Source organism: Amycolatopsis sp. NPDC048633 (assembly GCF_040650695.1).
Classification (GTDB): Bacteria; Actinomycetota; Actinomycetes; order Mycobacteriales; family Pseudonocardiaceae; genus Amycolatopsis.
Map to the genome: position 1 here is coordinate 112,246 of NZ_JBEZHS010000027.1, position 26,516 is coordinate 138,761.

The following is a 26,516-nucleotide window of genomic DNA, read 5'->3' on the forward strand; positions in this document are numbered from 1 at the left end:
AACGCGACGCAAGCGTTATCCCGTTGAATTCAACCGTTCTGGCGCACGATGTCGTAGGCCGTCATCGCGGCGGCCAGGTGGCGGGCGTCCGCGGGCCGCGTCGCGTCGTAGCCGGTGATCAGTTGGATCCGGCCCAGCCGGTAGGTCAGCGTGTTGCGGTGGATGTTCAACGCCGTCGCCGCTTCGCCGCGGTTGTAGTCCGACGTCACGAACGCGCGCAGGGCGTCGATCAGGTGCGGGTGGTCTTCGAGGGGACTCAGCGCCTCGGCGAGCGCTTCCCGCGCCGGGCTCGGTTGCGCGAGCTGGTACTCGATGGCCAGGTCGGCGAGCCGGTAGAGCCGGGCCGGCCGGCGCAGGTTCTCCGCCAGGGCAAGGATTTCCACCGCTTCGGAGTGCGCGGCGGGGATGTCGGCGTGCGTCTCGGCGCGGGCCGCGGCCGCGGTGCAGCGGCGGCCGCAGACGCGGTCCACCCGGGCCGCCACCGAGTCGGCGGACGACGTGGACGGCACCAGCAGCACGCCGCCGTCGCCCTTGAAGGTCACCAGCACGCCCGGTTGGGTGTCCAAATCGGACCGGACCGCACGGAAGAGGTCCGTCGCCGCGCGGGAACCTTCGGACGCGGGCTGCGCTGGGAGGTGGAACACCACGACGTCGTAGGCCTCGGCCAGCTCCCCGTGCCGCACGGGCCGCCCGGCGAGCAGGCTGGCCGCGAGGTTCTGGCGATCCTCCCGCTGCTCCCAGTCGAGGTCGTCGCGCTCGCGCAGGTACGCCGACGCGACCCGCGGCATCACCGCCCCGAGGAAGTCCAGCATCCGCGCACCGAGCACGGCCGGGTCACCGGTTCGGGCGACCAGCTCCCACGCGACGCCGGCGGCGAGCGGGTAGATCTTCAGCACGGCTTCGAGCGGCAGGCCGTCCCGCGCGCGCTCGGCGCCCCACGCGATCGGGAGGGCCAGCTCGTCCTCGGTCGGCCGCCGGTCCTCGGCGACCGTGGTCAGGAACAGCTCGAACACGGCGGTCGCGTTGGCGACGAGGTCGCCCGCCAGGACGCTCGCCGGCAGTAACCGGTATTCGGGGATCTCGGCGGCGCAGCGGGTGATCATCGCGGCCGCGATCTCACCCGATCGAGGGAACAGCTGGGCCACGGGATCCATGCCACATTGTCACCATGCACAAACGGCCACGGCAAGTTTCTGCGTGTTCTGCCAGCAGACAGCCTTGATCTTGTGCCGCATGCTGTGCATGACAACCAGACTGAAGGGACTTCGCAATGGTGCGGGGAACAAAACGATGGCTGGCCGGGCTGGGAATCGCGAGCCTGCTCGCCCTGGGCGCGGCGGCGCCGGTCCAGGCCGCGACGACGGCCGGCGGCAACAACGACTTCGGCTGCCGCCCCAGCGCGGCCCACCCGAACCCGGTCGTGCTGCTCCACGGCACCTTCGCCACCTACTACGAGGACCTCAACTTCCTCCAGGCCGACCTGGCCGCCCGCGGCTACTGCACGTTCTCCCTGACCTACGGCGCCTACCCGCAGTTCCCCTTCGTGGGCGGGCTGAAGCCGGTCGCCGAGTCGTCGCTGGAGATCAAGAACTTCGTGGAGAAGGTCCGCGCGGCCACCGGCGCGGCCAAGGTCGACGTCGTCGGCCACTCCGAAGGCGGCCTCCAGTCGATCTACCTGGCCAAGATGCAGGGCATCCAGAGCGAGATCGGCAAGGTCGTCGCGATCGCTCCGCCGACGCACGGCGCCAACGCGTCCGGGCTGCTGACACTGGCCTACACGCTGCTCGGCAAGAGCACCTGGGACTCCATCGTGCGGACGATCGGCCTGCCGATCTTCGCCGACGAGCTGGACGGCGGCGCCGCGATCGTCGCGCTCAACACCGGCCCGGTCGCCCAGCCCGGCATCGACTACACGATCATCACCTCCCGCTACGACGAGCTGGTGACCCCGACCGAGACGTCGTTCATCCGCGAGCCCGGCGTGAAGAACCAGTACGTCCAGGACTTCTGCCCGTTCGACCCGGTCGGGCACATCGGCGAGGCCTACGACCTCAACGTCTGGCACCTGGTCCGCAACGCGCTCGACCCGGCGCACGCCTCGCCGATCCGGATCTGCGCGGTGGGCTCGCCCGGATGACCTGGCCCCGCTACGACGGCCCCGAGGACCTCGCGGCGATCGAGGCCGTCCCGCTCGAAGACCGCGGCCTGCCGGAGAGCACCTACGAGCTCCTCCGGCAGGCCGGGACGCGGTTCGCCGACCGTCCGGCCCTCACGTTCCTGCCCTCGGGCGAGGCGTGGGAACACCCGGTGACCTGGACGTTCGGCGGGCTGCTCGCCCGCGTCCACCGGATCGCGAACGTGCTCACCGACCTGGGCGTCACCCGGCAGGACGCGGTCGCGCTCCTCGCGCCCAACAGCGGTGACGTCTTCGCGGCGACGCTCGCGGCCCAGGCCGTCGGCATCGCCGCGCCGGTCAACCCCGGCCTCGCGCCGCACCAGGTGCGGGAGCTGCTCGAGACGTCCGACGCGCGCCTGGTGATCGCCGCCGAACCGGACCTCGACGTCGGCCGCCCGGTGCTTTCCCTCTCGAGGCTGGCCGCACTGGCCGACGCGGCCGACCCGGTCCGCCTGCACGCCGAGCCGCCGGTCGCGGCCGACCTGGCGGGCTACTTCCACACCGGCGGCTCCACCGGCACCCCGAAGATCGCCGTGCACACCCAGGCCGGCGAGGTCGGCATGGCCTGGACGCTCGCCGCGTCCACCGGCGGCGCCGACCTCGTGCTGCTCGCCGCGCTGCCGCTCTTCCACGTCAACGCGCTGCTGGTGACCGGGCTGGCGCCGCTGTTCAAGGGCCAGCACGTCGTCTGGGCGGGCCCGCTCGGCTACCGCGACCCGGCGCTCTACCCGGTGTTCTGGCGGATCGTCGAGCGCTACCGGATCGGCGCGATGTCCGCGGTGCCGACGGTCTACGCCGTGCTCGCGCACGTGCCGGTCGACGCGGACATCTCCAGCCTCACGTTCCCGATCGTCGGCGCGGCCCCGCTGCCCGCGGCGGTGCGGCGCCAGTGGCGCGAGCACACCGGCGTCGACCTGGTCGAGGGGTACGGCCTGACCGAGGGCACGTGCGCGTCCGCGCGCGGCTTCCCGGGCGTCTCGCGGCCCGGGACGGTCGGGCAGCGGATGCCGTACCAGCAGGTCAAGGCCGTCCGGATCGACGGCGACGGCTGGACCGACCTGCCCGCCGGCGAGCCCGGGGTGCTGGTGATCCGCGGGCCGAACGTCTTCCCCGGCTACCTGCGCGACGGAAAGCCGGACCCCTCCGGCAAGGTCGTCGACGGCTGGCTCGACACCGGTGACCTGGGCAGTGTCGACGAGGAGGAGTTCATCCGGCTGACCGGCCGCGCGAAGGACCTGATCATCCGGGGCGGCCACAACATCGACCCGGCGATGATCGAAGAGGCCCTGCTGGCGCACCCGGCGGTGTCCGGCGCGGCCGCCGTCGGACGGCCCGATCGCCACTCCGGCGAGGTCCCGGTGGTGTACGTGACGCTGCACGCCCCGACGCCAGCCGCCGAGCTGCTGGCGTGGGCAGCCTCGCGGGTCCCCGAGCGTGCGGCCGTGCCGAAGGCCGTCCACGTGGTCCCGGAGATCCCACTGACCGTGGTAGGCAAGCAGTACAAACCCGCGCTGCGCCAGGACACCCTGCGCCGGGTGGCCGAGGACGAACTGGCCGCCCTCGACCTCTCCGACGCCAAGGTGACAGTGGAGCTGGACCGCGACGAACCTGTGGTGGTCATCGCCGCGCCTCCCTCGGCGGAGCTGGCGTCCACTTTGGACGCCTACGCTTTCCGCTGGCGCTACGCCTGACCAAGACCACGGCTCAACCGAGGCCGATCGCGAACACGTGCAGGTTCGGGTCGGAAGGCAGCGTGACCGAGGCGATCTGCTTCCCGGCCGGTGCCTCGAACGGCGCCGTCGCGTAGATCGACGCTCCGCCGCCCTGGCCGCCCGGCTGGTTGCGGTGGTCGGCGCGCGCGACGAGCGTGTTGCCGAACACCGGATCGTTGCCGCCGCCCGGGAACACCCAGTCGCCGAACGACAGGTCCGCCTGGCCGGTCGTGCCGTCGGTGAAGGTGACCGTCGCCGAAGCGCGGTGGTCACCGTTCGACGCCGTGCCGATGAACGACAGCCGGGTTCCGGAGAGCCGGATCGTCTGCCCGGCCGGGACGACGTTGTCCGGACGTCCGGCCGGTGCTGCTGGCCAGGTGAACGTCGTCCCCGCCGCCTGAGCAGGCTGCCCGCCGACCAAGCCGGCCGCGGCCAGGGACTGCCGGGACAAGCTGTTCCCGGCGCCGTCGATGTCGGCCGAACCGGCGTCGCCGTCGTCGGAGATGCCGACGTTCGAGTACGCCGCCGCGAGCCCGCTCTTCGGCGCGACCAGCACGATCACCGACCCCGGCACCGACGTCCCGCCACCGCGGACCGTCACCGGCACCTGGTAGTAGCCCTCGGGTGTCCCGGCGGCCACCGCGATCGTCAGCTTCGCCGTGCCGCTGCCGGTCCGGTCGTCGAGCCGGAGCTGCCGCGGGCCCGTGACCTTCAGCCCGGCCGGCGCCTGCGTCGTGACGTCCAGCGTGCGGTCGTGCCCGCCGAGCCGCTGCCCGCTCACCGTGGCCTCGCCCGACGTGCCCGGCTCGACGACGACCTGGTTGGTCGCCGACATCAGGAACGGCTTCTCGTTGTCCTGGTAGGACGGCGGCGCCGAGTTCGCCGCCCACCGCTTGTCCGGAGTGGACTGCAGGGAGAAGTCCAGCCGGGCGCCGTCGCGGACCGTGTTCGCGGGCAGGTACGTGCGGTCCCAGTCACGGCCGTTGAGCGACAGATCGTGGACGTACGGTGTGCCCGAAGACGCCTTGGGCGCGTGGATGTCGATCGTCCGTCCCTTCGGGAGCGACACCACGGCCCGCTCGAACAGCGGGCTGTGCACGACCAGGTCCGGCGTCCCCGGGGTCCCGGGGTAGATGCCGAGCGCCGCCCAGACGTACCACGACGACTGCGCGCCGAGGTCGTCGTTGCCCGGCTCGCCGTCCGGGGTCGCGCTGAACAGCGTCGTGGCGATCTCGCGGACCACCTGCTGCGTCTTCCACGGCTGCCCGACGTGGTTGTACAGGAACGGGACGCCGAAGTCGGGCTCGTTGCCGGCCCACATGTACGGCTCGTTCGGGCCGACGTTCAGCTTCTGGAAGAAGGTGTCCAACCGGGACGCCGTAGCGGCGGGCCCGCCCATCGCCGTCACCAGCCCGGCCGGGTTCTGCGGCACCAGCCAGGTGTACTGCGCGGCGTTGCCCTCGTCGAAGCCGTCCTGGCCGAACTTGCCGGGCGGCGGCGGCACGTACGCCGGGCCGTCCGGGAAGCGGCCATCCTGCGCGCGAGGCTGCAGATACCCCGTGGCCGGGTTAAAGATGTTCTGCCAGTTCTGGCCGCGCTTGGTGAACTCGCGGGCGACGTCCCGGTCGCCGATGCCCTGGGCGAACTGCGCGATGGCGAAGTCGTCGATCGCCCACTCCAGGGTGATCGACGCGCCGACACGGGCGTGGTCGCCGCGCGAGGCGTCGTTGTTCGGCATGTACCCGCGGGCGACGTAGTCCGCGATGCCCTTGCGTTCCTGGTACGCGCCGGGGGTGTTGTCCACCGAAGTCGCGCCCTTGACCAGGTACTTCAGTGCCGTCTTGACGTCGAAGTCCCGCGCACCGAACGCGTAGAGGTTGGAGATCAGCGCGACCGAGCTGTCGCCGGTCATCTGGCCGGTGTAGTCGTTCGCCATCGGCCAGCGCGGCCACCAGCCGCCCTGCACGGCGTCGTTCGTCAGCGACTGCGCCATGTCGCTGGCTTCCCTCGGGAACAGCATCGCCTGCAGCGGCGCGAGCGAGCGGTAGGTGTCCCAGTCGGAGAAGTTCGCGTACTGGTGCCGCCCCTTCGGCAACGTCCGGATCTGGTCGTCGAAGCCGATGTAGCGCCCGTCGGCGTCGTCGAACGTGTTCGGGTGCATCAGCGAGTGGTACAGGAAGGTGTAGAACGTCTTGAGCTGCGCGGTGTCCTTGCCCGCGACCCGGATCTTGCCCAGCGCCTGCGTCCACTTGTCCCGAGTGGACTTCCGGACGGCGCCGAAGTCGAAGCCCGGGACTTCCGCGGCGGCGTTGGCCTTCGCGCCGTCGACGCCCACATAGGACATCGAGACCTTGGCGTGCACCACGCTCTGCGCGCCGAACGTCAGGTACGCGCCGGCCTTGGGCGAGTCGACGCTGTCGGTGTCCGGCTTCACCGACGAGCCGTCCCAGGTGCCGTGCGCGGTGAACGGCTGGTCGAAGGTGATGTCGTAGTAGACGGTGTACTTGTTCGGCTTGCCGCAGAAGTTGCCGGTGGTGGCCGAGCCGCTCACCTCGCGGTCGCCGGTGATCTTCAGCGTGGCAGCGGAGTTCCCGGCGAGGCTCGCACCACCCTTGACCAGGACCTGCGCGTTCGCCCCCGCCGGGAAGGTGAACGCGGCGAGCCCGGTGCGGGTCGTCGCGGTCAGCTCGGCCCGGACCTTCGAGTCGGCGAGCGTCACGGCGTAGTAGCCCGGCTCGGCCTGCTCGTCGTCGTGGGTGAAGTGCTCGACGCGGTCCCAGGGCGCACTGCCGACGTCGCCGGTGACCGGCAGGATCGGCACGTCGCCGAACGCGTTGCAGCCGACCGAGGCGTGATCGAGGCTGAAACCTCGGATCTGATCACTGTGGTACTGGTAGCCGGCGTACGCGCCCTGGGTGTCCGGCGAGAACTGCATCATCCCGAACGGCGTCGCCGGACCGGGGAAGTTGTTGATTTCGCCGACCGAACTGCCGCCGCTGCCGGTCCCGATCAGCGGGTCGACGTACGCCGATGGGTCGCTGACCAGCGGAGCACCGGGTGACATCGTTGTCGGGGCGGCCGAAGCGACGGCGGGCACCCCGATCACCGCCGTCGTCACGAGAGCCGCCATGAACCTGAACCGCACCGGGTGCCTCCCGATCGACGCCGACCATTTCATCCGACCTTTGCCTGCGGACCGGCCCGGGTCAACACTTTGACAAAGACCTGGCTCGTGCCCGGAGGTATGAAGATCCGGTCAGGATCGGGTGGCGACCGTGTCAGGGCGCCTAACCTCGACGCGGTGTGCGCACGTGTACTGGTCGCCGAGGACGACGAGAAGCAGGCCGAGGTCCTCCGGCTCTACCTCGAAAGCGAGGGTCACACCGTCGTGCTGGCCCCGGACGGCCGGGCGGCGCTCGACGAGGCCCGCCGCGACCGCCCCGACCTGCTGGTCCTCGACGTGATGATGCCCAAGGTCGACGGCCTCGACGTCTGCCGGATCCTGCGCGGCGAGTCCGACGTCGCGGTGCTGATGCTCACCGCCCGCGCGACCGAGGACGACCTGCTGCTCGGCCTCGATCTGGGCGCCGACGACTACCTGACCAAGCCGTACAGCCCGCGCGAGCTGATGGCCCGCGTCCGGACGCTGCTGCGGCGGACGGCCACGCGCAACGAGCCACCCGACACGGCGTTGCGCGCCGGTGCGCTGCGGCTCGACCCGGTGCGGCACGAGGTGTCGGTCGGCGGCCGCCCGGTGGAGACGACGCCGGGCGAGTTCCAGCTGCTCGAGACGCTGATCCGGCAGCCGGGCCGGGTGTTCACCCGCCGGCAGCTGCTGGAGCTCACCCGCGGCGACGACCGGTTCGTCAGCACCCGGATCATCGACGTCCACGTGCTCAACCTGCGCAAGAAGCTCGAGCCGGACCCGCAGAACCCCGTCTACCTGCGGACCGTGTTCGGCGTGGGGTACAAGCTGACGGCGGACGATGACGCGTAGCTTCCCCCGTAGACGCAGTCTCGTCGTCCGGCTGACGGCGGTCTCGCTGCTGATCGCGCTGGGCTCGATCGCCGCGACCGCGTGGCTCGCCGTGCAGACCACCACCCGCGCGATCCAGCAGGAGCAGGGCCAGGCGCTCTCCGGCGACGCGACCATCTACACCGAGGTGCTCGGCTTCGCGGCGGCCAACCACACCTGGGACCAGGTCGGGCCGAAGCTGAAGACGCTCTCGGAGCAGACCGGCCGGCGGATCGTGCTGACCACCCTCGACCGCCGCGTCCTCGGCGACTCCGGCGGCGCGCCGGTCACCCTGCCGGTGAAGGCGACCGCGTCGGTCGACCCGCTGCACGTCGACCCGGTCCTGCTGCCCCAGGCCGGGACCAGCGGCATCGACCCGCGCGCGGTGGGCCCGTTCCGGCTGCTGCCGAAGGAACGCGCGGACACCGCCGACCTGGCCAAGAAGGCCGTCGCCTGCCTCGAGTCGATGGGCATCGACGGCCAGGTGCGGGAGTCGCCGAGCGGGCGGGCGCAGCTCACCGGGACCGACCCGCTCAGCGTCCGCTACTTCGCGGCCAAGTGCGGGATCTACGAGCTGGCGGTGCCGACCCCGACCGAGCAGGCCGCGCTCGACAGCCTCAACGAGGCCGTGAACCACTGCCTGCAGACCCAGGGGGCGGACCCGGTGAAACTGGGCCTCGACCTCGAAGTGCTCGGGAGCCTCGACCAGCGGGCGAGCCAGGGTTGCCTCGACTCGGCCCGCCGCGAGCAGCTCACGCCGTTCGTCGCGCCGCCCGCGCTGCTCTTCACGCTCGGCCCGGGCGGGTCGCAGCTGCCGACGTTCACGCTGTCGCAGGAGAACCTCACCCGGATCCTCGCCGTGACCGGCGGCGTCCTGGTGGCGGCGGCCGCGATCACGGTGCTGGTCGCGCGGCGCCTGTCCCGGCCGCTGCGCGCGTTGACGGAGGCGGCGAAGCAGGACCGGCCGGCGCCGGTCAAGTCCCGCGACGAGGTCGGCTACCTCGCCGCCGCCTTCAACGACCTCACCGCCCGCCGCGAACGCATCGAGGAGCAGCGCAAGGCGATGGTCAGCGACATCGCCCACGAGCTGCGCAACCCGCTCAACGTCATCCGCGGCCGGCTGGAAGCCGCCGAGGACGGCCACCTGCCGTTCGACCGGGCGCTGTCGACGTCGCTGCTCGAGGAAACCGTGCTGCTGCAGCACATCGTCGAGGACCTGCAGGACCTCGCCGCCGCCGACGCCGGCCGGCTACGGCTGCACCCGGAGCCGGTGGACGCGGCCGAGCTGGCCGGTCACGTCGCCGCCGCGCACGCCGACCGGGCCGCCGCGGCCGGCGTCACGCTCACCGTGTCGCCCCACGGCGAAACGGGGCTCGAGGCCGACCCGCTGCGCCTGCGCCAGATCGTCTCCAACCTGGTCACCAACGCGGTCCGGCACACGCCGGCCGGCGGCCGCGTGACGATCCACGTTTCGTCCACTGTGGACGAAGTGGTGATCGCCGTCGCGGACACCGGCACCGGCATCGCCGCCGAAGACCTGCCCCACGTGTTCGACCGCTTCTGGCGGGCCGAGAAGTCCCGCAGCCGCCAGACCGGCGGCAGCGGGCTCGGCCTCGCCATCGTGCGGCACCTCGTCCAGGCGCACGGCGGCACCATCGACGTCGAGTCCGAAGTGGACATCGGGTCGACGTTCACCGTCCGGCTACCGAAGCCGGATCTGCGTGGTGAGGGTGCCGGGGTGCGGGACGCGCAGGACGTGCAGCCGCCGGGCGCCGTCGCGGAGGAAGGTGACGGCGGTGGCGGTGACGGTCGCGCTCAGGGACGTGCCCCAGCCGAGGGTGATCGTCGTGCCGCCGCGGCGGATCGTCAGCCCTGACGCGGTCGCGCTTGCGTCGGCACCGTAGGAGACCGGCGTGCCGTCGGAGAACCGCACGTCGTCGTCCGGGTGCAGGACCAGCGGGACCTGCTCGGTCAGCGACGTCGTGCCCCGGACCGCGCGGGTGACGGTGTCGCGCGTGATCGTCAAGTCCGTCCGGATGCGGCTGTCCAGGCCGTACCGGACGACGACCGGCGCCGAGCCGGGCACCTTCCGGCTGCCGTCCCACGCGCGGTCACCGATGGAGTACGTCGCGTCCAGGAGGCCGCGGGCGTCCGGGCTGCCGTTCGGGAGCAGGCTGGCCCAGCACTGCGTGTCGTCCTGTTGCGAGTGGACGACCATGCCGGCCCGCGGGTGCCACAGCATGCCCTGCGCGCCCCGCACGTAGGTCGACGGCCGCGTGCCCCAGAACCCGGCCAGGTACAGCTGCGGCCGCCGCACGTAGACGTAGGTCTGGTTCAGCCCGTCGTCCCGGCGCTGGACGGCGAAGTCGGTCGAACGCAGGTACGGGAGCTGCCGGATCGACGCCTGCTTCTCGCCGTGCGAAGGGAAAGCCTCGCCGTAGGACACGTGCGCCAGGATGCGCGGCGAGGTGTCCTGTTTGGCCGGTCCGATCGCCGGCCCGGGCGTCCTCGCCCACTGCCTGCGCGTCTCGGCCCGGTCTTCGCGGGTGGTGAAGAACGCGGCCAGGTCCGGGACCTCCGGCACGAACAGCGAGGCCAGGTTGGTCCGGTCGGGGTCCGGGATCACGTCGTCGTAGTAGGAGACGTGCGTCCGGCTCGACGTGGCGACGTAGGTGAGCGAGCCCGAGCCGTCCGGTTCGCGGACGACGTTGTAACCGAACCAGTCCGCGAACTTCCGGGCCATCCCGACGACCGTGCGGTTGCGGGTGAGCGCGTAGATCTCGGCGAGCTCCGGGAGCATCACCTCGAAGTTGTAGTTGACGTCCATCCCGGTCGGCTCGTAGAAGAACCCGGCCGGGCTCTGGCCGTTCGCCGCGAGGAACTCGATCCGGTCGTGCAGCTTCCTGGCCAGCGCGGCGTCCGGGTTCAGCTTGAGCGCCAGCTGCGACGACGCCAGCCCGGACGTGTTCTGGTTGGCGTACTCGATGGGATGCGCCCAGATCGGGTTGGCCGGGTCGAGGAACCACGTCATGCCCTGGTGCAGCGAGGCTTCCAGCTCCCTGCGCCGGGCGGGCAGCGCGTTGACCTGGCGCAGGTTGGCCAGGGTCTTGGCGAGGTAGCCGAGGCCGAACCCGGTGGCAGCCTTGGACTTCTCGGTGATCGAGTACTCCGGGAACGAGCCGTCGGCGTGCTGCAGGTTCAGGTAGTGGACGATCGCCGCTTCGAGCCGGTTCCGCAGGGCGGCGTCCAGGTAGTACGGGTTCCACGGCCGCCGGTTCGCGTAGAACCAGCTCAGCGTGTAGACGTGCTCCTGGACGCGGGCGTTGTACGGCTCGCTCGGCGTCCGCCACCAGCCGCCGCCGAAGAACCCCAGCGTGGCGGCATCGGTGCTGACATCGTTGACAATGCCCGGCAAAATGGCGAGGTAGGGCGCGAAGCGCTGCTCCAGCGGCGTGAACAGCCGCCGGTTCGGCGCGCCGGGCGGGAGCGGGGCCAGCGGCGGGTACGGCCCGGCCGGTGGTGGCACGGACGCGGACGCCGCCCGGGCGCCCGCCAAGCCGAGCAGTGCGGCGGCTGCGGCACCACCGAGGAATATCCTGCGTTCGATCACGACTGCCTCCCAGCAGTTCGACAGCACTAGCCTTTGAGGCCGCTCTGGGCGAGCCCTTCGACGAACTGGCGCTGCGCGATGATGAAGACGACCAGGACCGGCACGACCGTGGTGGTCGCGGCGGCGAGCTGGACGTTCCAGAGGTGGCCGCCGTAGACGTCGACGTACTGCGTCAGCGCCACCGGCAGCGTGAACATGCTCTTGTCGGTCAGGTAGACCAGCGGTTCCAGGAAGAAGTTCCACGTGTTGAGGAACGTGAAGATCGCGACCGCGGCCAACGCGGGCTTGGCGATCGGCAGGGCGACGCGCCGGTAGAGCCCGAACCGCGAAAGCCCGTCGAGCCGCCCGGCCTCCTCCAGCTCGCCCGGGATCGTGATGAAGAACTGCCGCATCACGAACGTCGCCAGCACGCTCGGCGCGCCGAAGATCGGCACGACGATCAGCGGCCAGTGCGTGTTGGTCAGCCCGAGGTCGTCGACCAGCCGGAACAGCGGGATGATCGTGACCTCGCTGGGCACCATCAGCCCGATGAGGATCAGCCCGAACACCTTCTCGCCGCGGAACCGGATGCGGGCGAACGCGTAGCCGGCGAGCGAGGAGAAGAACATCGTGCCGAGCGTGACGAGCACGGCGATGTACAGGCTGTTGAAGTACTGCTGCGCCAACGGGAAGTCGGTGAACGCCGTCTTGTAGTTCTCCCACTGCGGCGACGCCGGGAACAGCTTCGGCGGGTACGCGAGCACCTCGTTGGCCGGCAGCAGCGACGCCGTGATCATCCACCAGGTGGGGAACACGAACGGCACGGCCAGCACGACCATCACGACGTAGCAGGCGATCTTGGCCCTACGACTCATGGAACACCCACCGCTTCCGCATCCGCCACTGCAGCAGCGTGAGCACGAGGATGACGAGGAACAGCACGACGGCCAGCGCGGAGCCGTAGCCGAGGTCGTGGTTGGCGAAAGCCTGCTGGTAGAAGTAGAACACCAGGACGTTGGTGCTGTCCGCGGGCCCGCCGAGGGTCAGCACCTGGATCTGCGCGAACACCTGCAGCGCGCCGGCGACGGTGATGATCGCCGTCAGCAGCGTCGTCGGGCTGATCATCGGCAGGATCACCGAGCGGAACCGCCGCCACGGCCCGGCACCGTCCAATTGCGACGCTTCCATGATGGACGCCGGGATGCCCTGCAGCGCGGCCAGGAACAGCACCATGTTGAGCCCGACGTTCTTCAGCACCTGCACGACGATCACCGACAACATCGCGGTGCCGTTGCCGCGCAGCCAGTTCGGGCCGTCGACGCCGATGGTCTGCAGCAGCGCGTTGATCCCGCCGTTGTCCTGCAGGAGGAAGTTCCACACGATCGTCCACGCGACGAGCGTGACGACCACCGGCGAGAAGAAGACCGTCCGGAACACCGTGGTCCCACGCAGCTTCAGGTTGAGCAGCAACGCGAGCGACAGCGCGAGCGCCAGGTTCAGCACGACCAGGCCGACGCAGAAGATCGCCGTCGCGCGGGCGACCTTCGGCGCGGTCGGGTCGTCGAAGAGCTTCGCGTAGTTGTCCGCGCCGGCGAACACCGACGTCCCGGCCAGCAGGTTGACGTCCTGGAAGCTGTACCAGACCACCGCGGCGAGCGGCGCCACCACGAAGGCGAGGAAGCCCAGCAGCTGCGGGGTGATGAAGATCCACCCCGCCAGTGCGTCCCGTCGCCTCGCCGTCAGGGTCATTGGCTCAGCGCCGGGTCGATCGCCTGGCAGACGCCGGCCAGCGCGGCGGGCACGTTCGCGTCCGGCTTCCACATCGGGTCCAAAGCGGACTGGACGAGCGACGCGATCCGCGCGCTCCCGGTGTGCGACGGCAGGACCGCGCCGGTCTTGATCCCGTTGACCACGACGTTCTGCAGCTGCTCCTGGCTGAACAGCGGGTTCGCCTTGGCGAGGGTCGCCGCGTTGAGCAGGCTGTCGCGGGCCGGCGGGAAGTACTGGCCGAGCTTCGCCGAGTTGGCCGGGTCGGTGAAGAACGCGAGGAAGTCCGCGGCGGCCTTGGCGTGCTTGCCCTTCACCGGGACGCCGATCCCGGCCTGCCCGATCACCTGCGCGTTCGCCTTCGGCCCGGCGGGCAGCGGGACGATGCCCCACTCGAACGGCTTGGCCTTGAGCAGCCCGGCGCGGCTGATCTGCGCGATGGTCAGGCCGGACTCGCCGGCGAAGAAGTCCGCCGTCGTGCCCGGACCCGGCAGCGCCTTGTCCGTGAAGATCGCCTGGTGCAGGAACGTCATCGCGGACGTCATCTCCGGCGTGGCGAACCCGCAGGTCTTGCCGTCCGGGCCCCACGCGTCGGCGCCGAAGCCGCGCCACACCGAGGCCAGCAGCACCCACTGCTTGTACTCGAACTCGCGGACGACCAGGCCGGCCTTGCCGGTGTCGCGGGCGGCGACCTGGGTGGCGATCTGCTTGGCGGCGTCCCAGGTCCACCGTCCACTCGCGAGCAGCTGGTCCGGCGTCTCGGTGACCCCCGCCTGGGTGAGCAGGTTCTTGTTGTAGAACATGCCGAACGGCGACGTCGAGAACGGGTAGGCGTACAGGCCGCTGTCCTTGGTCCACAGCTTCGTCGCCGACGGCACCAGCTCACCAGCGTTGTAACCGGCGGTCTTGTCCAAAGTGGGCTTCAGGTCGGTGAGGGCACCGGACTGCACGAAGTCGGGGGCGTCGCGCTCGAGGATCCACGCCAGGTCGGGCGGGTTTCCGCCGGAGAGCTGGGTGGTGAGCGCGGCCGAGTAGGCGCTCGTGTCGCCCGGGACGACGTCGAACTTGACCGACGCGACCTCCGGGTGGGCCTTGCGGTACTCGGCGGCGATGGAGTCGAAGAGGGCGAGCTGGTTCTTGTCCGTGGTCCAGACCGTCATGCGCAGTGCGATGTTCTGGTCGTCGCCGGCGCCGCCCGAGCAGGCGGTCGAGGCCAGCGCGACGGCGGACAACGCCGCGGCGATGAGCAGCCGGGCTCTCTGGTAGGCCACAATGCCTCCTGGTTATTCGAATTAGCAGCGACGGTAAACGTCTCGTTCAGCAGCTGTCAACAGCCGATTCGCCTAGTTATCGAGTGTGCACTGTATTACCGAATGTGCACTGTGGAGGGTGCGGCCGCGGTGGCACCCTCGTGGAACGTGCACGGCAGCACCAGCTGCCGGGGCTTCGGATCCGCCAGCAGCTCGACCAGGACGCGCACCGCGTGCGCACCCATCTCGTGGCGCGGGATGCGGAACATCGACCAGTCGGTGGGTGTGCTCGGCACCGCGTGCGCCGACGGCTGCTGCGACGGGTCGGCGTCGCCCAGCACGACGAGCGAAAGGTCCGCGGGCACGGCCAAGCCGAGGTCGTGCGCGCACGCCAGGATGCCGTCGGCCATCGCCGAGCTCTCGACGAGCAGCGCGGTGACACCCTCGTCGAGCGCCTGCCGCAACGCGAGTGCCGGGTCGTCGGCCAGGAACACCAGCGGCGGCCGGCGGTGCTTGCGCGCCGCCGCTTCGTAGCCGGTGCGGCGGTCGAGCGTCGGCTCGTTCTCCTCGGTGACGCTCAGCAGCCCGATCTTGCGGTGCCCGAGCCCCCACAGCCACTCGTGGACCTCACGGGTGGCCGCGACGTAGTCGGCGCCGACGTAGCTGATCGGCCCGGTCGGCGACTCGCGGCGGCCGACGAACACGAACGGGAACTGCTCCTCGACGAGCTGCGCGAGCTCCTGCGGGTCGTTGTGCCGGCCCAGCAGGATCGAGCCGTCGGCGATGCGCAGCCGGTTCGTGCCCTGGTCGTAGATGCGGCGGCGCCCGTCGCGGCGGCCACCGCTGGTGAACAGGAGCAGGTCGAAGCCCTGCGCCTCGGCCTCCTCCTCGATGCCGAGCAGGAACGGCCGGTAGAAGTCGGCCACCCCGGACGGGAACACCGACTCGTAGGTGAAGACGCCGAGGATCTGGTTGGACTTGCCGCGGAGCCGCCGGCCCATGATGTCCACGGTGTACCCGGTCTCGCGGAGCACCTGCTGCACGCGGTCGCGGGTCTCCGGGGTGATGCGCAGGCTGTCGGAGCCGTTGAGCACCATGGACACGACGGCCTGCGAGACGCCGGCCAGGCGCGCCACCTGGGCCTGCGTGACCCGGCCCGAACCCGCCGTCATCCGTGACTCCCTCCCGCACGTGTCGGTCAGACCTTACCGGCGGCACGTCAGTACCCCCGCACTTCCGGCCACCGGCGCTCCACCCCGGCGGCATCCAGCACGCTGGCGAAGTCCTCGAAGAGCCGGCCGTCGGCCTGCACCGCTCGTGGCTCGACGCCCTCGCGCACGGCGAACGCGGCGAGCAGCCCCGCGACCTCGCCGATGTTCCACTCGACCGGGTGCAGCCGGAAGCAGCCGTTGGTGATGTGCGTGGTGCCGATGTTCTTGCCCGCCGGCAGGAGGTTGACCTTCGTGATCGGCAGCAGCGCACCCAGCGGGATCTCGTAGGGCACGCTCGCGACGTCGATGTAGTTGTCCCCGGCGGTCGACGGGTGCAGGTCGATCCGGTAGCTCCCGACCCCGACGGCGTCCTCACGGCGGACGCGGCCGTCGACGCCGAGGATCTCGGCCGAGACGTCGTGCTCGGTGACGGTCGTGACGGCCTTGATTCGCCGCGCTTCGCGGACGTACGCGGACTTCGCGAGGCCGTCCTTCGTGTCGGTGACGTCGGGGCGGAGCTTGAGGCCGGGGAAGCCGGTGCCGCCGTCCGCGCGGGGCGCTTCGGTCTGCAGCCAGTACAGGACGGACAGGCTCAGCTGCTTGGCTTCGTGGTGTGCCGTTTTCACGTCCGTTTCGGTGGTGTGGCCGGGGATCGTGAACGCGGGCTTGAGCCAGTAGTCGTTGAGCGGCCAGTTGACGAGCGTGATGTCGGAGTCGAAGGCGCCGTCGGTGTGGAGGTTCCGGGCAAGGATGCGGCGGAAGGCCCACAGTTCCTTGTCCCCGGCGTCGGCGCTCTGGTCGGCTGACACGGCCAGGGGGTCGCCGGGCGGGTTGGGGACGAACGTGCGTTTCACCGGCTCGAGCGTCCGGGGGTCGGGCGCGACGAAGCCGAGCAGCGGACCGGGCCAGAAGTCCGGCTGGTAGTCACGCCAGAAGCCGTACATCTCCGGCCGGTCGATGACGTGGTTTTCGCCTTCGTGGTGGGAAACCGCGAAGCAGTAGGTGAAACCCTGCAGGTTGGCCGGGTCGGCTTTTTCGGGCGCGTGAGGTTCGTCGTGGTCGCTTCGGGCTTCGGCGCCGGTGACGTGCTCGGTGCCGGTGAGCGGCAGGAGGTCGCCGTTCTCGGTGGCGTCGAGGACGTACCGGGCTTTGACGGTGACTTTGTCTTCGCCGCTTTCGAGGACCACGGCGTCGACGCGGTCCCCGGTGGTGTGCGCCTCGACCGGGCGGTGGTTGCGCAGGACGTGGATCCGCCCCGCGCTGACGTGCGGCGCGAGCATGGCTTCGATGACCGCCAGCGCCACGCGGGGTTCGTGGCAGAGCTTGCTGACCCGTCCCGCGCCGGGGTTGAGTTCGGCGCGCTTGGCCGCCTCGGCCCGCAGCGGGTAGTGACGGCGGTAGTGGTCGCGGATGCCGGCGCGCAGGTCGCGGTAGGTGCGGGTGGAGCCGAACCGTTCGATCCAGGGGTTCTCGTCCGGCGGCACGGCTTGGGCGGTGAGCTGGCCGCCGAGCCAGCCGGTCTCCTCGGTGAGCACGACCCGGCGGCCGTGATCCGCCGCGGCCAGCGCGGCGGCGACCCCGCCGAGTCCCCCGCCGACCACCAGAATCTCCGTGTCCAGTTCCCTCATGAAGCCTTCCCCGGCGCTGATAATTCGAATTACTACGCGGGTATGGTGCACTCGGCGGGGTCCGGACGTCAAGAGCGGCTACAGGGGCAGACCCGAGTAGTTGTCGGCCAGCTCGGTCGCCGCGGCTTCCGAGCTCACCGTGCGGCGGAGCTGGGCGAGCTGGAGCTGGACGTCGAAGTCGTCACCGTGGCGGTGCAGCATCGACGTCATCCACCACGAGAAGTGCGTGCAGCGCCAGACCCGTCGGAGTGCCGTCTCGGAGTACGCGTCAGCAAGCGAGTCGTCACCGCGGAACGACGCCGTCAGCGCGCGTGCCAGCAGGCCGACGTCCGCCACCGCCAGGTTCAGCCCCTTCGCCCCCGTCGGCGGGACGATGTGCGCGGCATCCCCGGCCAGGTAGAGGTTTCCGTGCCGCATCGGCGTCGAGACGAAGCTGCGCATCGGCAGCACGCTCTTCTCCGTGATCGTCCCGGTCTGCAGCGTCCATCCGGACAAGCCCAACCGCGTCGACAGCGCCGTCCAGATCCGGTCGTCGCTCCACTGCTCGATGTCCTCGTCCGGCGCCACCTGCAGGTAGAACCGGCTCACCCGCGGCGAGCGCATGCTGTGCATCGCGAAGCCGTCCGGGTGCCAGGCGTAGATCAGCTCGTCCGACGACGGCGCGACGTCGGCCAGCACCCCCAGCCACGCGAACGGATACGTCCGCTCCCCGACTTCAGGCGACGGGATCGACAACCGGCTCGGCCCGTGGAACCCGTCGCAGCCGACGACGACGTCCGCGTCGACCCGCTGCGGCTTACCCGAGGAGTCCACAAAGGTCACGTACGGCCGCTCGGTGACGTCGTGCACGGCGAGGTCCGACGTCGAGTAGTACGCCGGGTGGCCCGCCTTTTCCCGCGCCACCATGAGGTCCTTGGTGATTTCGGTCTGCCCGTAGATCGTCACCGACCGGCCGACGAGGTCGACGAAGTCCAGGTGGTGCCGTTCGCCGGGCCACTGCAGGTGGATGCCGCGGTGTTCCATGCCTTCGACGTCGAGCCGGTCGCCGAGCCCGACCGACCGCAACAGCTCGACCGTGCCCGCCTCGAGCATGCCCGCGCGGATGCGAGCCTGGACGTGCTCGGCGGTCTGCCGTTCGACCAGCACCGACTCGATGCCTTCGAGCCCGAGCAGGTGGGACAGCAGCAGCCCGGCCGGGCCGGCGCCGACGATGACGACCTGGGTGCGCACGGGAACGTCCTTTCACGCGGAGAGTCCGAGCATCCTCCGGCCGGCCCGGCGCCCACCACCGGACTCTCATTCAGTGAGAGGAATTCCCCATCGCCCGCGAGACCCCGCGCGCCGCGGCACGCAACGCCGGGATCTGCATCCGCGCGTCCCGGTCGTTGGGCACGATCACCGACAGCGCCGCGACGACGTCCCCGCCCGACCCCCGCAGCGGCACGGCGATCCCCGTCGTCTCCTCGTCGATGAAGCCGGCGCAGAACGCGTAGCCGTCGCGCCGCACGTCGGCGAGGAACCGCCGCAGCCGCGCCGGCTCGGTCAGCGTCGTCCGCCGGAACGCTTCCAGCGGGCCCGCCAGCACTTGTTCCTGCAGGTCGGCAGGCGCGTGGGCGAGCAGGACCAGCCCGGACGACGACGCGTGCAGCGGCAGCCGCCCGGCCACCCGCGTCACGTTGACGACCGCGCCCGGCGCCGACAACCGCTCGACGAAGAGCACCTCGCGGTCCTCCAGCACGGCGAGCTGGGTGTGGTGCCCGACGACGGCGTGCAGGTCCTCCATGAACGGCATCGCCGCCTCGCGCAGCCCGAGCGTCGGCGACGCGCGCGACGCGAGCTCCCACAGCCGGACGCCCACGCGGATCCTCCGATCGGGGTCGCGGCGCAGCCAGCCGTGGCCGACCAGCTCCTCGACGAGCCGGGACGCGGTCGCGATGTGCAGCCCGGCCCCGCGGGCGATGTCGGTGACCCGCAGCGCCGGGGTGTCCGGCCCGAAGGTCTCGAAGATGCGGACGACACGCGAGAGCACGGACTCGCCGTCCGCCCGCTTCACCATGTCAGGCAGTGTGCCCCACCTGGGCGGGGCACACTGCCCGGCGTCACGGCAGCGAGTTCAGGAACGGCTCGTGGCTGTTCTGGAACTCCCAGTTGTAGTACTTGTCCCAGTTGATCGACCACGTCATCAGCCCGCGCAGCGCCGGCGACGTCCCGCCGCGCAGCGTGTACGAACCGCAGCCACTGCCTTTGACCAGGCAGTTCACCGCCGTCTGGACGTCCGCGGGCGACGTGTAGCCGTTGCCCGCGCTGACCGCCGCCGGCAGCCCGACCGCGATCTGGTCGGGCCGGAGCCCGGGGAAGAACTGGCCGGTGTTCGCCACGGTGAAGCCGGCCTTGAGCATGTCGGTCATCGCGATGTGGAACTCGGCGCCGCCCATGGTGTGGTACTGGTTGTCGAGCCCCATGACCGGGCCGGAGTTGTAGTCCTGGACGTGCAGCACGGTCAGCGAGTCCCGCAGCGCGTGGATCACCGGCAGGTACGCGCCGGTCCGCGCGTCACCGGCGCCCGAGCCGCCGTAGAACTGGTAGCCGACCTGCACGAAGAACGTCTCCGGCGCCATCGTCAGCACGAAGCCCGAGCCGTACCTGGCCTTGAGCGACTTCAGCGCGGAGATCAGGTTGACGATCACCGGGGTCGTCGGGTTGCGGAAGTCGGTGTCGCCGGCGTTGAGCGAGAGCGAGTGGCCCTCGAAGTCGACGTCGAGCCCGTTCAGGCCGTACTTGTCGATGATCGCCGAGACGGAGCTGACGAACTTGTCGCGGGCGGCGGTGGTGGTCAGCTGGACCTGGCCGTTCTGGCCGCCGATGGAGATCAGGACCTTCTTGCCCTGCGCCTGCTTGGCCTTGATGGCGGTGGTGAAGTCGGCGTCGCTCTCGACGTTCGGGCACTCGGCGACGGGACAGCGGTTGAAGCGGATGTCCCCGGAGGTGACGGACGTCGGTTCCCCGAAGGCGAGGTCGATGATGTCCCAGGCGGCCGGGACGTCGGCCATCCGGACGTAACCGGAGCCGTTCGCGAAGCTGGCGTGCAGGTAGCCGATCAGCGAGTGCTTCGGCAGACCGGTGTCGACGCAGCCGGTGGTGGTTGCACTGGTCGTCGAGGTTTTCGGTGATTCACCGGCGCTGTTGTACGCGGCGATGGCGTAACTGTGGGTCGTGCAGGCGGTCAGGCCACTGATGGTGGCGCTGGTCCCGGTGACGGTCGCGACGACGGCGCTGCCTTCGTAGACGCGGTACCCGGTGACGGTCCCGGCGGCCGCGCCCCAGCTGAGGGCGATGGAATTCGTCGTGACGCTGCCGGTTTGCGGGGCGGTCGGCGCACCGGGCGTGCCGGGGGTGCTGCCGCCGGGGCCGTCGAGGACGACGTCGTCTGCGTAGTAGGTGCCGGCGCCGTACCAGCCGTGGAGGTAGAGCTGGGCGGAGGTCTGGTTGCCGGTGGTGAAGGTGAGGGAGAGCTGGTTGTAGGCGCCCGAGTTGCCGGACCAGGTCGAGGCGCCGCCGGTGATGCCGAGGTAGACGGGGTTCCCGCGCACCCAGGCGGAGACGGTGTAGGTGGTGTTCGGCTGAACGGACACGGTCTGCGAACACTGCGCGTAGTCGGCGCCGACGGGCGTGCCGGCGAGGGCGTACCCGCCGCCGTGCACGGGCGTGCTCACGGTGGTCGCGTTGGCGCAGGTCCAGCCGGAGAGCGAGCCGGCCTCGAAACCGGGGTTGGCGAGGAGGTTGGCCGCCTCGGCGGGACCGGCCACGAGACCGGAGAGCGCGAGCACGAAGGCGGCGAGGGTTGCGGACAGTCTGGAACGCCTCATCGGGTCCTCCAGTCGGGGAGATACCCCATATTGTCTAGACCAATATGTAAAATGTCCAGACCAACCGAGGGTGACGGCGACGGCCGGCGCAGGTGTTCGTGCCCGGCCTTCAGGCGACATGAACGACTCGTTCATGTCGCCAGATGGCATGAACGAGTCGTTCATGCCATCCGCCCCGACCCGCCGACCGCAGCCCGGCACTCGCGCGGCGAGCCCCAAGGCCTTCAGCTGCCCGGAACCTGGCCGACCCTCCAGGTACGCGAACCGACCGCCCAGGCACGCGAACCGACCCTCCAGGTACGCAAGCCGACCGTCCGAGCACACGAGCCGACCCGCCAGGCACGCGAGCCGACCGCCCGGAACCCGGCCGACCCTCCAGGTACGCGAGCCGACTCCCCAGGTACGTCAGCCGACCACCCCAGGCACACAGCCGACCGGCCGCGATAACCCAAGCCGCAACACCAGCCCCGTCAGCAGCCCACCAGCAGCTTGGCCACCACTCGCGTCCGCTCCGCTCGCGCCCGGTCGATCACCTGCACGCTGCTCCACCCCACCGGAACCCGCGATGCCAGCAGCGCCTCCCGCCACCGGCCCACCCGCCGGACGTGCCGGGCGAACGACCGAGGCCGCACGATCCGACCCCGGCTGCGCTGCCCCGCCAAGGCCTCCGAAGCCGTCACGTCCAGGAACAACAGCCGCACCGGGCGGCCGCTCACCGCGCCCACCAGCGCCAGCAACGCCCGGGTCGAAGCCCGCGTCGATGGCTCGTGGACCACGATCGGCCCCGTCGCCAGCGCCCGCCGGACCACCCGGGCGCGGTGCCACGCGTGGACCACCGGCCGGTAATACCGGTACGGCAACGGCACCGCCGCCGCCAGGCGGGCGCGGACCTGGTCGGAATCCAGCACCACCAGGTCGGGCGCGGCGTGGTTGAGCATCGTCGTCTTGCCCGCGCCGGGCAGGCCCGCCACCACGAGCAGGTCGCGGGGCCCGAGCTCGATGACCGTGGGCTCGCTCATGCCCCCTCAACGCCCCGTCGAAGGTAATGGTTCCTTTACCTTCAATTCACGGAGAGTGACCGATCACCGGGCAGACCCGACCGTACGGCCGGCGCCACCCGGAGAGACGCCGCGATGTCACCTCCCGTGCGCGAAGTCACCCAGTCGCCTGAAAACCCATGCGCGGCAAGGCATTCGTCGCCCCGGAACCGCTTCGGGTGAAGATCGTCCGCAGCCCTTCCCGGCGTCCGGATTTTCCCTATCTTCTGGAAGGACGCACTGCTAGAACAGGGGAAACCGCCATGACCCAGTCGCTGGAACTCCCAGTCCAGGAATTCTGTCTCGATTGGACGCTCACGGGTGACGACGGTGGCCGGGTCGCGGTCACGCTCTCCGGGCAGGTCTCCCTGCTCGACAACAACCGGTTCTACAAGATCGACGGCGTCGTCTACGTCACCGAGGGCGACGCCGACATCCGCGCGGTCGGCAACCCGTGCCTGTCCGTGCGGCGCAACGGCGTCGAGAAGACCGGGCGGCAGTGGGGCTGGGAGATGTGTTCGGCCCGCAAGCGCCTCGGCGCGCTGAACACGATGGAGGGCTACTTCGTCCGCACCGGCTACTGGGCGCCGGCCGACCGCGCCATCCAGCTGAGCCTCTGCGCCGAAACCGGGTGGAGCCGGCGCAAGAGCTACAGCCCGCACGTCACCGTCCGGATGGTCGACTGACCACTGTGGACGCCCGGCGCCGCGCCGCCGCGACCACGAGCCCGGCCGCGAGAGCGCCCGCCACCGCGCACCCGGCGCCGAAGCCCGGCGACGGTTCGTGCACCCGCAGCACCGAAACGCACAGCCACGCCACGGCACCGAACAGCAGGCCCAGCACCGGCCCGCCGACCGACGCGCCGCGCCAGCGGTGGCCGTTGCGGATCGTCCGCAGCCCGGACTCGAGATAAGCGAGCGCGAACAGCGCCAGGATCAGGCTGCCCGCGCCCATCGCGCTGGCCAGCGGGTGCTGGCTGGTGCGCAGCGTGAACGTCTGCGTGACCGGCCCGGTCCGCACCGTCGCCGTGACCGCGCCGCCGACGACCCACCGCGCGATCGCCGGCAGCGTCAGCTGCGCGGTGAAGCCGTTGCCCACCGGTTTCGCGTCGGTTTCGGCGGAGCCGAGCGGGATCCCGGCCGCGGACAGCGTGAGCGCGACAGGACCCGGGTTGCCGGTGCCGGCCAGCGTCAGCGGCTTGCTGAGGTCCACTTCGACCGGCGCCGTGACGCGCTCGGTGCCGAGGAACAACGTCGGCGACGCCTGGTGCGGCAACCGCTCCGGGTTGAGCAGCGCGAGGACGACCAGCACGATCGCGGCCACCGCCGCGGCCAGCCGCAGCCACAGCACCGCGGCCCGGGAGCCCGCGGCCGGATCCGACGCGGGGTCGAGCGAGCCCCCGGTCGAGCCGTGGGCGGGATCCCCCGAGCCGCTCGGCGCCACCAGCGTCGCGTTCGGCCCCGACGGGCGCTGGACCGGCCGCGTCCGGGCGTCCCCCGGCGGCGCCGGCGCGGTGGGCGAGTTGAGGCCGGCGATCACCCGCGGCGTCAGGTGCAGCACCGGCACCCCGGAGCGCTCGAGCCAGCCGGGCCCGTAGACGGCGGTCGCGGCCCCGGCCAGATCGGCCGCGAAGGACTCGGCCTCGCGATAACGCGCGTCGAGCTCACGCGCGAGGCTGCGCATGATCACGCCGGCGATCGGCATCGGGACGCCCGCGATCGGCCGCGGATCGGTGAACATGTGCTGGCGCATCATGCTGATCGCGCCGCGCGTGTTGTCGAACGGCAGCTGCCGGGACAGCAGCTCGTAGAGCACCGTGCCGGCCGCGTAGACGTCGGCCGCCGGGCTCAGCGCGTTGCCCATGGCCTGTTCTGGCGCGATGTAGGCCGGGGTGCCGAGGATCTCGCCACCGTGCGTGACGAGCGTGGCGCCCTCGCTGATCACCCGCGCGATGCCGAAGTCCGCCACCTTCACCACGCCCTGCAGGTTGAACAGCAGGTTCCGCGGCTTGACGTCGAGGTGCAGCACGCCGGCCCGGTGCGCCGCGTGCAGCCCGGCGAGCGTCGCCAGCCCGATCGCGCACGCCTGCTCGCCGCTGACCCCGCCGCCGTGGAACCGGCTGTGCACCGTGCCGCCGTCGAGCCGTTCCATCACCAGCAGGTGCTCGCGGCCGGTGCGGACGTAGTCGTAGACCGGCACGATGTGCGGGTGGTCCAGGCTGGCCAGCACGCGGGCCTCGCGGTCGAACAGCTCGCTGGTCGTGGTGTGGTTGAGCACGTCCCAGGGCAGCTGCTTGATCGCGACGCTGCGCCCCAGCGTCCGGTGCGTCCCGGCGAACACGACACCCATGCCGCCTTCGCCGATCTCGGCGCCGATGTCGTACTGCGGCAGGGCGGCGACCAGCTCGGCCGGTGCGCTCATCGGGTGAATTCCTGCGTCGACGGGACCGGCAGCCGGACGGTGGCACCGTCGCCGGCGGTCGCGGCGGCCGGCGGCGCCGGGTGCGGGGTCAGGTAGCCGAGCAGGAACGCGATCGCGGCGGCGCCGAGCACCGCCGGGATCTCGATCGCCGGCTCCGGCGGGACCAGCCGCAGCACCGACAGGCTGATCACCGCGACCAGGCCGGTGCCGAACCCGGCGGGCAGGAACCGCAGGCCGCGGCGCCAGCGGTTGGGCGCCAGGCGGTGCCGGGCCAGCGCGAGCAGCGCGGTCAGCCAGGCGAGGACGGTGAGCACGAGCATCGCCAGGCCGAAGACGCCGTAGACGGACCAAAAGGAGCCCCGGACGTCGGCGACCGTCGTCGCTTCGCCGAGCGTCGCGCGCTGGGCGTCGAGCAGCTCGACCGACGACGGCAGCAGCCCGGTCGCCTGTCCGGCGAGGTCGCCGAGGTCCAGCACGAACGTCCGGGTGATCGAGCTCCGCGCCGGCACTTCGAACGGCGCGGTCGTGTCGTAGGCGAAGAACGTGAGGGCGAGCGCGACGCCGGAGAGCCGCACGCTGCGGACCTTCACCGGCGCGATGCCGGAGTTGGTGGCCGTGACCTGCAGCTCGACCTGCTGAGCGGGGTCGATCGGGACCGTGGCGTCGGCGATCGGCCGCCGGTCGATCGACACCTGCACGCCGAGCGAGCCGGACGGCGCCGACTGGGCCGACGCGGGCGCCGCGCCGAGCAGCAGTCCGCACAAACCCAACGCAACCCCCGCCGCGATGACACGTCCCATTGGGCATCCCCTACTTGCGTTATCCGACTGGTCCGGAATGCTACAGCGAGCACACACCGGGGAGGGACGTCCCAATGCGATTCGTGGTCCGGCTGTTTTTCGGCGCCGTCGCCGGAGCGATGCTGCTTCTGGCGTTCGCCGGCATAAGTAATGCACAAGTTCCGCCTTCGGTTGGTTTGACACCATCAACAGGAAAAGCCGGTAGCTCCTTTACCATTTCCTGGAATGGTTTCCCGGCCTGCCGGATCATCAATTTCTCGTGGGCGGGCACATCTCTCGGTTCGAAAGTGGCGCCGGCGACCAGCGGATCGTTCCCCACCGCCGTTCCCGCGGGCACGAAGCCGGGCTCCTACACGGTGACCGCGACCTGCACGAGCCAGAAACAAACCGCCAGTGGCACCTTCGTCGTCACCGGCGTCACCACGACCACGCCGCCTCCGCCGACCACCACTCCGCCGGTCGTGACCACGCGCCCGACCAGGCCCGGCACCACCACGACCCCGCCGGCCACGACCACCACCCCGCCGACGACCACGACCACTCCGCCGTCGTCCACCACGCCGGCCACCCCCGGCACCCCGGCCACCACCAGCACCGAGCCGAAGCCGGGTGAACTGGTGCTCGACCGGCCGAGCGTCCAGCCCGGCGACGAGCTGTCGGCGTCCGGGAAGGGCTGCCAGCCGAGCCGGGTGGTCACGCTGACCTCCGACGGCTCCGAGGTCGGCTCCGCCTACACCGACGCTTCCGGCGCCTTCACCGCGCCGATCGAGTTCACGCGGATCGAGGCGGGGCGGCACACCGTCGTCGCCGAGTGCGGGGTGCGGCTGACCGGCGCGGTCGACCAGGTCGTGACGCGGTCGTCCGGCGGGCAGACCTCGACGCTGGTCATCCTCGTCTTCTTCGTGCTCGCGGGCGTCACGGTGATCCGCTTCCGCTGATCCCCGGTTGACATGCAGCCGTCCGGCTGCCTATGCACGATAGGCATCGATCGTTCGTGGTTGCTGACGGTGTTCGAGCGCAAGACGCTTGCGACATGCGACCACC

General features: G+C 70.9%; 20 protein-coding genes. 6 read left to right on the forward strand and 14 right to left on the reverse strand.

The features are described 5' to 3' along the window. Positions 1-29: 29 nt before the first annotated feature. Positions 30-1,154 (reverse strand): helix-turn-helix domain-containing protein, encoded by a 1,125-nt coding sequence (locus AB0C38_RS35625; RefSeq protein WP_360682012.1) that lies wholly within the window; start codon positions 1,152-1,154, stop codon positions 30-32. Positions 1,155-1,270: 116 nt separating this feature from the next. On the opposite strand from AB0C38_RS35625, the gene AB0C38_RS35630 reads away from it, so the two are divergent. Both AB0C38_RS35630 and AB0C38_RS35635 read left to right on the forward strand, forming a co-directional pair. Continuing rightward, complete coding sequence (locus AB0C38_RS35630) at positions 1,271-2,137, forward strand: alpha/beta fold hydrolase (protein WP_360682014.1); 867 nt, start codon at positions 1,271-1,273, stop codon at positions 2,135-2,137. Then, positions 2,134-3,867 (forward strand): AMP-binding protein, encoded by a 1,734-nt coding sequence (locus tag AB0C38_RS35635; protein ID WP_360682016.1) that lies wholly within the window; start codon positions 2,134-2,136, stop codon positions 3,865-3,867. The genes AB0C38_RS35630 and AB0C38_RS35635 overlap by 4 nt, the downstream gene beginning before the upstream one ends. Before the next feature lie 13 nt (positions 3,868-3,880). Here AB0C38_RS35635 and AB0C38_RS35640 read toward each other — a convergent pair whose 3' ends face one another. Beyond that, positions 3,881-7,033, reverse strand: a complete 3,153-nt coding sequence (locus AB0C38_RS35640; RefSeq protein WP_360682018.1) for a GH92 family glycosyl hydrolase — start codon at positions 7,031-7,033, stop codon at positions 3,881-3,883. A 156-nt stretch (positions 7,034-7,189) separates the two neighbouring features. Between AB0C38_RS35640 and AB0C38_RS35645 the strand changes: the two genes are divergently transcribed. Then, on the forward strand, positions 7,190-7,885 hold the full coding sequence (locus AB0C38_RS35645) for a response regulator transcription factor (protein WP_360682020.1): 696 nt from the start codon (positions 7,190-7,192) through the stop codon (positions 7,883-7,885). After that, positions 7,875-9,779 carry a HAMP domain-containing sensor histidine kinase gene (locus tag AB0C38_RS35650; protein WP_360682021.1) on the forward strand — a complete coding sequence of 635 codons (1,905 nt, stop codon included), beginning with the start codon at positions 7,875-7,877 and terminating at the stop codon, positions 9,777-9,779. Before AB0C38_RS35645 ends, AB0C38_RS35650 begins: the two co-directional genes overlap by 11 nt. Positions 9,780-11,539: 1,760 nt before the next feature. Here the strand turns inward: AB0C38_RS35650 and AB0C38_RS35655 are convergent. From AB0C38_RS35655 to AB0C38_RS35695, 9 genes are all read right to left on the reverse strand, one after another. Then, complete coding sequence (locus AB0C38_RS35655; RefSeq protein WP_360682023.1) at positions 11,540-12,367, reverse strand: carbohydrate ABC transporter permease; 828 nt, start codon at positions 12,365-12,367, stop codon at positions 11,540-11,542. Then, entirely contained in the window at positions 12,357-13,241 is an 885-nt protein-coding gene (locus AB0C38_RS35660) for a sugar ABC transporter permease (RefSeq protein WP_360682025.1), read from the reverse strand. Before AB0C38_RS35660 ends, AB0C38_RS35655 begins: the two co-directional genes overlap by 11 nt. Further along, on the reverse strand, positions 13,238-14,530 hold the full coding sequence (locus AB0C38_RS35665; RefSeq protein ID WP_360682027.1) for a sugar ABC transporter substrate-binding protein: 1,293 nt from the start codon (positions 14,528-14,530) through the stop codon (positions 13,238-13,240). The genes AB0C38_RS35660 and AB0C38_RS35665 overlap by 4 nt, the downstream gene beginning before the upstream one ends. A 95-nt stretch (positions 14,531-14,625) precedes the next feature. Next, the gene (locus tag AB0C38_RS35670; RefSeq protein ID WP_360682029.1) at positions 14,626-15,681 is read right to left on the reverse strand and encodes a LacI family DNA-binding transcriptional regulator; all 1,056 of its coding nucleotides are present in this window, start codon (positions 15,679-15,681) and stop codon (positions 14,626-14,628) included. A gap of 47 nt (positions 15,682-15,728) precedes the next feature. Beyond that, positions 15,729-17,348 carry an FAD-dependent oxidoreductase gene (locus tag AB0C38_RS35675; RefSeq protein ID WP_360682031.1) on the reverse strand — a complete coding sequence of 540 codons (1,620 nt, stop codon included), beginning with the start codon at positions 17,346-17,348 and terminating at the stop codon, positions 15,729-15,731. Positions 17,349-17,426: 78 nt separating this feature from the next. After that, on the reverse strand, positions 17,427-18,578 hold the full coding sequence (locus AB0C38_RS35680) for a 4-hydroxybenzoate 3-monooxygenase (RefSeq protein WP_360682033.1): 1,152 nt from the start codon (positions 18,576-18,578) through the stop codon (positions 17,427-17,429). A 70-nt stretch (positions 18,579-18,648) separates the two neighbouring features. Next, entirely contained in the window at positions 18,649-19,404 is a 756-nt protein-coding gene (locus AB0C38_RS35685; RefSeq protein ID WP_360682035.1) for an IclR family transcriptional regulator, read from the reverse strand. 43 nt (positions 19,405-19,447) lie between these two features. Then, entirely contained in the window at positions 19,448-21,214 is a 1,767-nt protein-coding gene (locus AB0C38_RS35690) for a glycoside hydrolase family 18 protein (RefSeq protein WP_360682037.1), read from the reverse strand. Positions 21,215-21,684: 470 nt separating this feature from the next. Continuing rightward, positions 21,685-22,233 carry an AAA family ATPase gene (locus tag AB0C38_RS35695; protein WP_360682039.1) on the reverse strand — a complete coding sequence of 183 codons (549 nt, stop codon included), beginning with the start codon at positions 22,231-22,233 and terminating at the stop codon, positions 21,685-21,687. Positions 22,234-22,514: 281 nt separating this feature from the next. On the opposite strand from AB0C38_RS35695, the gene AB0C38_RS35700 reads away from it, so the two are divergent. Further along, the gene (locus tag AB0C38_RS35700) at positions 22,515-22,937 is read left to right on the forward strand and encodes a hypothetical protein (protein WP_360682041.1); all 423 of its coding nucleotides are present in this window, start codon (positions 22,515-22,517) and stop codon (positions 22,935-22,937) included. Here the strand turns inward: AB0C38_RS35700 and AB0C38_RS35705 are convergent. The 3 genes from AB0C38_RS35705 to AB0C38_RS35715 form a co-directional block, all read right to left on the reverse strand. After that, positions 22,915-24,672 (reverse strand): serine/threonine-protein kinase, encoded by a 1,758-nt coding sequence (locus tag AB0C38_RS35705; RefSeq protein ID WP_360682043.1) that lies wholly within the window; start codon positions 24,670-24,672, stop codon positions 22,915-22,917. The genes AB0C38_RS35700 and AB0C38_RS35705 overlap by 23 nt on opposite strands. Next, positions 24,669-25,472, reverse strand: a complete 804-nt coding sequence (locus tag AB0C38_RS35710) for a hypothetical protein (protein ID WP_360682045.1) — start codon at positions 25,470-25,472, stop codon at positions 24,669-24,671. Before AB0C38_RS35710 ends, AB0C38_RS35705 begins: the two co-directional genes overlap by 4 nt. Positions 25,473-25,821: 349 nt before the next feature. Beyond that, positions 25,822-26,169 carry a hypothetical protein gene (locus tag AB0C38_RS35715; protein WP_360682046.1) on the reverse strand — a complete coding sequence of 116 codons (348 nt, stop codon included), beginning with the start codon at positions 26,167-26,169 and terminating at the stop codon, positions 25,822-25,824. Here AB0C38_RS35715 and AB0C38_RS35720 point away from each other — a divergent pair. Beyond that, complete coding sequence (locus tag AB0C38_RS35720) at positions 26,162-26,410, forward strand: hypothetical protein (RefSeq protein WP_360682048.1); 249 nt, start codon at positions 26,162-26,164, stop codon at positions 26,408-26,410. The two genes, AB0C38_RS35715 and AB0C38_RS35720, sit on opposite strands and share 8 nt — an antisense overlap. Positions 26,411-26,516 lie beyond the last annotated feature (106 nt).

Bases quoted from the DNA above. Each gene is read 5' to 3' on its own strand.
- AB0C38_RS35700 (WP_360682041.1), top strand. From the start codon at position 22,515: ATGACCCAGTCGCTGGAACTCCCAGTCCAGGAATTCTGTCTCGATTGG.
- AB0C38_RS35660 (WP_360682025.1), bottom strand. From the start codon at position 13,241: ATGACCCTGACGGCGAGGCGACGGGACGCACTGGCGGGGTGGATCTTC.
- AB0C38_RS35710 (WP_360682045.1), bottom strand. From the start codon at position 25,472: ATGGGACGTGTCATCGCGGCGGGGGTTGCGTTGGGTTTGTGCGGACTG.
- AB0C38_RS35675 (WP_360682031.1), bottom strand. From the start codon at position 17,348: ATGAGGGAACTGGACACGGAGATTCTGGTGGTCGGCGGGGGACTCGGC.
- AB0C38_RS35625 (WP_360682012.1), bottom strand. From the start codon at position 1,154: ATGGATCCCGTGGCCCAGCTGTTCCCTCGATCGGGTGAGATCGCGGCC.
- AB0C38_RS35695 (WP_360682039.1), bottom strand. From the start codon at position 22,233: ATGAGCGAGCCCACGGTCATCGAGCTCGGGCCCCGCGACCTGCTCGTG.
- AB0C38_RS35685 (WP_360682035.1), bottom strand. From the start codon at position 19,404: ATGGTGAAGCGGGCGGACGGCGAGTCCGTGCTCTCGCGTGTCGTCCGC.
- AB0C38_RS35635 (WP_360682016.1), top strand. From the start codon at position 2,134: ATGACCTGGCCCCGCTACGACGGCCCCGAGGACCTCGCGGCGATCGAG.
- AB0C38_RS35690 (WP_360682037.1), bottom strand. From the start codon at position 21,214: ATGAGGCGTTCCAGACTGTCCGCAACCCTCGCCGCCTTCGTGCTCGCG.
- AB0C38_RS35670 (WP_360682029.1), bottom strand. From the start codon at position 15,681: ATGACGGCGGGTTCGGGCCGGGTCACGCAGGCCCAGGTGGCGCGCCTG.
- AB0C38_RS35630 (WP_360682014.1), top strand. From the start codon at position 1,271: ATGGTGCGGGGAACAAAACGATGGCTGGCCGGGCTGGGAATCGCGAGC.
- AB0C38_RS35655 (WP_360682023.1), bottom strand. From the start codon at position 12,367: ATGAGTCGTAGGGCCAAGATCGCCTGCTACGTCGTGATGGTCGTGCTG.
- AB0C38_RS35650 (WP_360682021.1), top strand. From the start codon at position 7,875: ATGACGCGTAGCTTCCCCCGTAGACGCAGTCTCGTCGTCCGGCTGACG.
- AB0C38_RS35705 (WP_360682043.1), bottom strand. From the start codon at position 24,672: ATGAGCGCACCGGCCGAGCTGGTCGCCGCCCTGCCGCAGTACGACATC.